Below are 768 nucleotides of genomic sequence, written 5' to 3' on the forward strand. Positions count from 1 at the left end.
GCATAAGGCGGTCCACTAAGCCCATTACTCAGTAATATCATGCTCAATGAGCTTGATAAAGAACTTGAGCGAAGAGGACATAGGTTTGTTCGCTATGCAGATGATTGTATGATTTTCTGTAAAAGCAGAAAGAGTGCAAAGAGAACCTTGGCAAACATTGTGCCATATATAGAGGGCTGTTTCTAAAGGTAAATAGAGACAAGACACAAGTAGCAAATTTCAGTAAAGTAAAATACCTTGGTTACAGCTTCTATAGGCATAAGGGAAAATGCAGAATGAGGGTTCATCAGAAGTCTATTGTAAAGATGAAAGCGAAGCTTGAGGAATTGACAGCGAGGAACAATGGATGGGGCAATGAATACAGAATCCAAAGGCTAACATGGTTCATAAGAGGATGGGTTAACTACTTCGGTATGGCAGATATGAAAGCGACACTAGCAAGGATAGATGAGTGGCTACGCCGAAGGATAAGGGCAATCTATTGGAAACAGTGGAAAAGAGTCAGAACAAGATATGCAATGATAAACAAATTTGCAATACCCGAATGGAAGGTGCACGAACTCGCAAATTGCCGAAAAGGCACATGGAGAGCAGCTTTGATGCTGAACAGCGTACTAACAAAGAAAGAAATAGCCAGCCTTGGATATTTGTCCATGACTGACTATTATTTGAAAAAACTGTGAAAACTAAAGAACCGCCGTATACCGAACGGTACGTACGGTGGTGCGGGAGGTCGGCTACCCAATTAATGGGAGCCTCCTACCCGAT

General features: G+C 42.1%; 2 protein-coding genes. Both read left to right on the top strand.

What is annotated here, in order from left to right:
* Positions 1 to 39 precede the first annotated feature (39 nt).
* The gene (locus tag HZF24_RS19395; protein ID WP_322790761.1) at positions 40 to 186 is read left to right on the top strand and encodes a hypothetical protein; all 147 of its coding nucleotides are present in this window, start codon (positions 40 to 42) and stop codon (positions 184 to 186) included.
* A 119-nt stretch (positions 187 to 305) separates the two neighbouring features.
* On the top strand, positions 306 to 683 hold the full coding sequence (locus HZF24_RS19400) for a group II intron maturase-specific domain-containing protein (protein ID WP_322790762.1): 378 nt from the start codon (positions 306 to 308) through the stop codon (positions 681 to 683).
* The last annotated feature ends 85 nt before the right edge of the window (positions 684 to 768 follow it).

Source organism: Sedimentibacter hydroxybenzoicus DSM 7310 (genome assembly GCF_013403245.1).
In the GTDB taxonomy this organism is placed as follows: Bacteria; Bacillota; Clostridia; order Tissierellales; family Sedimentibacteraceae; genus Sedimentibacter; species Sedimentibacter hydroxybenzoicus.